We start from the raw sequence: 5,858 nt of genomic DNA, 5'->3' as shown, positions 1-5,858 counted from the left end.
GTGCTCGGATCGTTCCACCGCGGCGCTCCCAAGGGTTCGGACGGGGTCCGTTCCGGCGTGCGCTGGGGAAGCCGCGGTACGCCGCCGCCCGAACCACCGCCGACACGGAGGTCAGGCAGACTATGCCGCCGGACGGACCCTGTTTTCCCTAGCTGTTGCGGCCGATCCGGGGTCGGTGGAGAGCGAACTCTACGGTTTTCCCCACTGTCTTCGCGCCACACTCTTCGCGCCGGTTCCTCCCACGGAAGGCCCACCCATGTCACGCATCGGAACGGCGCTGAGACGCCCCTGGATCGTCCCCTTCTACTTCCTCGCGTTCGGTTTCCTCGCGTTCCGGCTGCCCAACTACGTCGGCCTGGATCCGAGCAAGTCGACGGCGGCGACCCGGCTCGACGTGCCGTTCTACTACCCGCTGCTGGTGACGCACATCTTCTTCGGCTCGGTCGCGTTCGTGACCGCGGCGATCCAGGTGTGGCCCAAGCTGCGCAACAAGTACCCGAAGCTGCACCGCGTGTCCGGCCGGATCTACGTCTTCGGCGGCGCGCTGCCGGCCGGGATCGCGATCCTCACGATCACGCCGCTGCTGACGCACGGCCCCGGCCAGAAGGTCGGCAACGCGATCCTCGGGCTGCTGTGGCTGATCACCACGATCACCGGGTTCCGCCGCGCCCGCCAGGGCCGCATCGTCGAGCACCGCGAGTGGATGCTGCGCAGTTTCGCGCTGGCCTTCTCGATCCTGGCGTCGCGCTTCTGGCTCGGCCCGGCGATCCTCTGGCTGGAGCCGGAGGTCTTCACGATGGGCGTCGACGGCCCGGCGGCGGTGCAGGACCAGGTGTCCACGCTGACGTCGTGGGTGCCGTGGGTGGTCAACCTGCTGATCGCGGAGTTCTTCATCAACCGCGCCCGCTACAAGAAGCTGGGCGAGCAGGCCGCGAAGCGCAAGGCGGCCCAGGCGCGCGCGGTCGCGTCCGAGACGGCCGATGGCACCCCCGAGGAGCCGACTTTGGCGCCGGACGCGAAGACGCCGTTGCTGGACGCGCGGCCGTCACCCGACCCGGTGGCCTGACCCCGAGAACGCGCCTTCCCCAGCGGCGAACTGGCCCGGCACCATCCCCCGGTGCCGGGCCAGTTCGCGCGGTTCGTCAGAGGAGGACGACGATCTTCCCTTGGGTGTGGCCGCCTTCGGACTCCTGGTGCGCCTCGGCGATCTTGTCCAGCGGGTACGTCGCGGCGAGGTGCGGCGTGTACCCGCCCCGAGCCCCCAGTGCGGCACCCTCGGCGAGCAGCGCGGAATTGTTCTCCGAAGAACGGGCCCGGACGCCGAGGTCACCCGCACGGGCCGCGTCGGCAACCGTCACGACGCGGTCCGCGTCGCCGGCGATGGCGACGAGGTCGGCGAGCGAGCCGGAGGCGGCCGTGTCGAGCACGGCGTCGACCCCGCCGGGGGCGAGTTCGCGAACGCGATCGGCCAGCCCCTCGCCGTAGGTGGTGGGCAGCGCGCCCAGACCACGCAGGTACTCGTGCTTGCCCGCGCTCGCCGTGCCGATGACGGTGGCGCCGCGCGCCACGGCCAGCGCGACGGCGGCACTGCCCACCCCGCCGGCCGCGCCTTCGATCAGCAGCGTGCGGCCGGCCAGGTCGCCGAGCGCGTCGAGCCCGCTGCCGGCGGTGTCGACGGCCAGCCCGGCCCCGGCGGCCTGCGCCAAGGTCCACTGGTCCGGCACGGGCGCCCACGCGGACAGCGTGGCGTACTGCGCGGACGCCCCGAACACACCGCCGAGCCCGAACACCCGGTCACCGACAGTGACGCCGGTGACGCCTTCGCCGACCTCGTCCACCACGCCGGCGGCGTCGCGGCCGGGGATCGCCGGGAAGCCGACGTCGAACATCGCGCGGGCCGCCCCCGAGCGCACTTTCCAGTCGACCGGGTTCACACTGGCGGCGGCGACGCGGATCCGGACCTCGCCGGGCCCGGCGTGCGGTTCCGGGACGTCCTCGACGACGAGCACCTCCGCCGGGCCGTAGTCGTGGTAGCGGGCTGCGCGCATGATGACTCCTCGATCCGCGGATGCTTTCCCTGGAAACTAACTTAGAGTCAGTTACTTTCCATGGCAAGTGTCTCGCAAATCACTTTCCGCGGAAAGTGACTGCGTGTACAGTCACGCCCGTGGAAGCGGATGACAGCTTCGCCCCGGCCGAGGCGGACACCTGGGAGTCGCTGCTGTCGGTGATCCTGTGGCTGCCCGCGGCGCTGGAGGGGCGGCTCAAGCAGGACGGCCTGAGTCACGCCGAGTTCCTGATCCTGTGGTGCCTGTCGCAGCACCAGGACCGCACCATGACGTCGCTGGCGGAGATGTCCCGGGTCACGCCGTCGCACCTGTCCCGCATCGCCTCCCGGCTGGAGAAGCAGGGCTGGCTCGTCCGTAAGTCCGACCCGGCCGACACCCGCTACACGATCGCGTCCCTGACGCCGGCGGGGTTGCGGAAGTACGACGAGGCGGCACCCGGCTACTACGCGACCCTGCGCGAGCACGTCTTCGGCCTGCTGAGCGAGGAGCAGCTCGGTCAGCTCGGCGGGATCACCGGGATCGTCGCGCGCTCCCTCGACCCGAGCGCGGGCTAGCGGCCGAGCAGCTGCGCGAGCCCACGGCCTGGTGAGTCTGCCACGGCTTGTCGTGAGTGTTTAGGGCGGTTAGAACCGCCCTAAACACTCACGACAAGTCTGGGCGCGGCCAGCCCGTCAGCCGACGTCGGGGAGCCAGGCCCGGACCGCCGCCACCGCCTCGGCGATGTGCTCCTCCACGATGGTGAAGTGGTTGCCCGGTACGTCGGTCACCGTGTCCGCGTGGGCCCAGGCCGAGCGCCACTCGACCGCCGCCTGCTCCGCCACGATCGGCTCCGACGCCCGGACCAGCAGCGTCGGGCACGGCAGCGGGCCCAGGTCCCAGCCCTCCATCAGGTCGAAGCACCACGCCATCGCCGACAGCCCGGCGCTCGTGACCTCGGTGTACTGCTGGTTCCGCTTGTACAGCCCCGTCATCAGGCCCCCGCCCGCGCTGGCGACGAACTGGCTGTCCACCGCGTACGGGTCCAGCAGCGCAACCCCGGCCGGCGGGGTCCCGCGGCGGGTCAGTTCCGTCGCGATCGCGTGCACCAGCAGGCCGCCGGTGGAGACACCGAGCACCACGAACGGCTCCCCCGCCGCGTACGCGAAGATCGCGTCGGCTTCGGCCGCCACCAACGATTCCCGGTCGGCCGGGAGGGCCTCGCCGTCGGTGAAGCCCGGGATCGGGACGGCCGAGACGTCGTACTGGCCGCGACAGGACGCCGCGAACAGCGAGTACTGCTGCACCCCGGCCATCGCGACCAGCGCGGGGACGCAGATCAGGTGCGGGCCGGGTGCCGCGTCCGGGTCGCGGCGGGCCAGGCGCAGCGGGCGGATCGGGCGAGTCAGCTCGTCCGACGTGCGGAACTTCGGGCGCAGGGTCGCCGCGGCGCGGAGGAAGTCGATCGCGTCGGCTTGCTGGCCGTTGTACAGCGCCTGCGTGAACAGGCCGGAGATCGTCTCGTTCGCTTGCGCGGACACGGTTTCCGGCGCCGTCGACGACTCGGCCGGCCGGGAAACCCGGTCCAGCTCGGCGGCCAGGTGATCGGCCAGCTCGAGCGGGGTCGGGTGGTCGAAGACCACGCCGACCTGCAGGATCAGGTCCGTCGCCGCCTGGAGGCGGTTGCGCAGGTCCATCGCCGTCAGCGAGTCGAAGCCGAGTTCGGGGAACCCACCGTCGACCGCCACCGCGGCCGCGCTCGGGTGCCCGAGCACCGCGGCGGCGAGGCTGCGGACCAGGTCCAGGACGGCCGCGGCACGGCCCTCTTCCGGCAGTTCGGTGTACGTCTTGGCGAACGAGCCCACCGCCTCGGCCGACACCGCCGACCGGCGGGACGGCGGCGGGACCAGCAGCCTCATCATCGGCGGCACCTCGCCCGACGCGCGCATCGCGGCCAGGTCCAGGCGGATCGCGGCGAGCACCGGGTCGGCCGGGCGGGCCATTACGGCGTCGAACAGGGCGACGCCCTGCCCCCCCGTCAGCTCCAGGGCCCCGCCACGGGCTTGACGGCGGCGAGCCGCGTCGTCGAGCCGCGCGGCCATCACGCTGTCGGCGCGCACCCAGCTGCCCCACGCCACCGACGTCCCCGGCAGGCCGAGGCCGCGGCGGTGCCGGGCCAGCGCGTCGAGGAAGCTGTTGGCAGCGGCGTAGTTGCCCTGCCCGGCGGTGCCGGCCAGCCCGGCGAACGACGAGAACAGGACGAACGCCGCCAGGTCGCGGTCGCGGGTCAGGTCGTGCAGGTGCCAGGCCGCGTCGAGCTTCGGCGCGAACACCGTCTCGAGCTTCTTCGGCGTCAGCGAACCGAGGACGCCGTCTTCGAGGGCGCCGGCGGTGTGGACGATCGCCCGGACCGACGGCTCGGCGTCGAGCAAGCGGGCCAGTTCGTCCCGGTTGGACACATCGCAGGCGCGGTACTCCACCACGGCGCCGAGTTCCGCGGCGAACTCCGCCGCGCCCGGCGCCGTACCGCCGCTGCGGCTCACCAGCAGCAGCTCGCGGACGCCGTGTTCGGTCACCAGGTGCCGCGCGATCGTCCGGGCCAGCGCGCCGGTGCCGCCGGTGATGAGGACCTTGCCCGCGTCCCGCCAGACCTCCGTCGGAGAGGCGTCGCCGCGCACGCGGGCCAAGCGGCCGACGTGCGGAACGCCGTCGCGCAGCGCCACCTGAGGCTCGCCCGAGGCGAGCAGACCGGGCAGCATCGGGAGCAGGTCGCGGATGGACTGGTCGCCGGACTCGTCGAGGTCGACGAGCACGAGCCGGCCGGGGTTCTCCGTCTGCGCGGAACGCAGCAGGCCCCACGCGGCCGCCGCCGACAGGTCGGCGCCTTCGCCGTCGCCGGTGGCGCCGCGGGTCACGAAGACGAGGCGGGTGGTGCGCAGCCGGTCCTCTTCGAGGAAGGCCTGGACCTGGCCCAGCACCCATTTCGTCAGGAGGTGGGCCGATTCCCGGGGGTCCTCGGGCCGCACGTGCACCAGCGGGACCAGGATCAGCTCGGGTGGTTCCAGGCCGTCGTCGAGGGCGGCCGACAGCGTGCCGATGCCGAGGAACGTCTCGACCGCGCGGCCGAGGGTGTAGACGGCGCCGGTGAGGCCGAACTCGTCGGCGCCGGCGACGACCCAGCTGCCGTCGGCCAGGCGGCCGGGTTCCGGCGCGGGCACGGCCTGCCACTCCCAGCGGAACAGGCTGTCGCCGAAAGGGGATGCGACGGCGACAGCGTCCGTGGCGGCCGCGCGCAGCAGCAGCGAGCCGACCGACGCGACGGGCTCCCCGGTCGCGTCGGCGAGGTCGATGCGGACGCTGCCGGTGCCGGACGGCACGATCCGGACCCGGGCCCGGGACGCGCCGACCGCGTACAGCTCGACATCGGTCCACGAGAACGGGAGCCGGCTCTGGCCGCCGTCGCCGGTGAATGACGTGGCGTGCAGCGCGGCGTCGAGCAACGCGGGGTGCAGGGCGCACGCGCCCGCTTCGGCACGGTTGGCCTCCGGCAGCGCGACTTCGGCGTAGATCTCTTCGCCGAGGCGCCACACCGACTCCAGACCACGGAAGAGCGAGCCGTAACCGAAGCCGTTTTCGGCGGCCTGGTCGTAGAATCCGGTCAGGTCGACGCGCTCGGCGCCGGGCGGCGGCCACTCGGCGGGGAACTCCCCCGCCGTCGGCTGCTCGCCGGCGCGCAGGACGCCGTTGGCGTGGCAGGTCCACGGCTCGTCGCCGTCGGTGTCGGGCCGCCCGTAGACGGCGAGGGTCCGGCGG

At 72.9% G+C, this 5,858-nt stretch carries 3 protein-coding genes and 1 pseudogene; 2 read left to right on the top strand and 2 right to left on the bottom strand.

Annotated features, from left to right (window positions below):
- Positions 1–256: 256 nt before the first annotated feature.
- A complete protein-coding gene (locus tag ACLJQZ_RS41195; protein ID WP_410626323.1) occupies positions 257–1,066 on the top strand; it encodes a DUF2306 domain-containing protein in 810 nt (269 codons plus the stop codon).
- Between the two features lie 76 nt (positions 1,067–1,142).
- Here the strand turns inward: ACLJQZ_RS41195 and ACLJQZ_RS41190 are convergent, their stop codons facing one another.
- Entirely contained in the window at positions 1,143–2,048 is a 906-nt protein-coding gene (locus tag ACLJQZ_RS41190; RefSeq protein WP_410626321.1) for an NADP-dependent oxidoreductase, read from the bottom strand.
- Positions 2,049–2,167: 119 nt separating this feature from the next.
- On the opposite strand from ACLJQZ_RS41190, the gene ACLJQZ_RS41185 reads away from it, so the two are divergent.
- Positions 2,168–2,623, top strand: coding sequence for a MarR family winged helix-turn-helix transcriptional regulator (locus ACLJQZ_RS41185; RefSeq protein WP_410626319.1), 456 nt, complete (start codon positions 2,168–2,170; stop codon positions 2,621–2,623).
- A gap of 117 nt (positions 2,624–2,740) precedes the next feature.
- Here the strand turns inward: ACLJQZ_RS41185 and ACLJQZ_RS41180 are convergent.
- Positions 2,741–5,683: pseudogene (locus tag ACLJQZ_RS41180) on the bottom strand (type I polyketide synthase); the annotation flags it as partial.
- Positions 5,684–5,858: the final 175 nt, after the last annotated feature.

This window comes from Amycolatopsis sp. cmx-8-4 (genome assembly GCF_046548675.1).
Classification (GTDB): domain Bacteria; phylum Actinomycetota; class Actinomycetes; order Mycobacteriales; family Pseudonocardiaceae; genus Amycolatopsis.
Note: the sequence above shows the minus strand (reverse complement) of the source record. Positions and strands in the feature narration are given on the sequence as shown.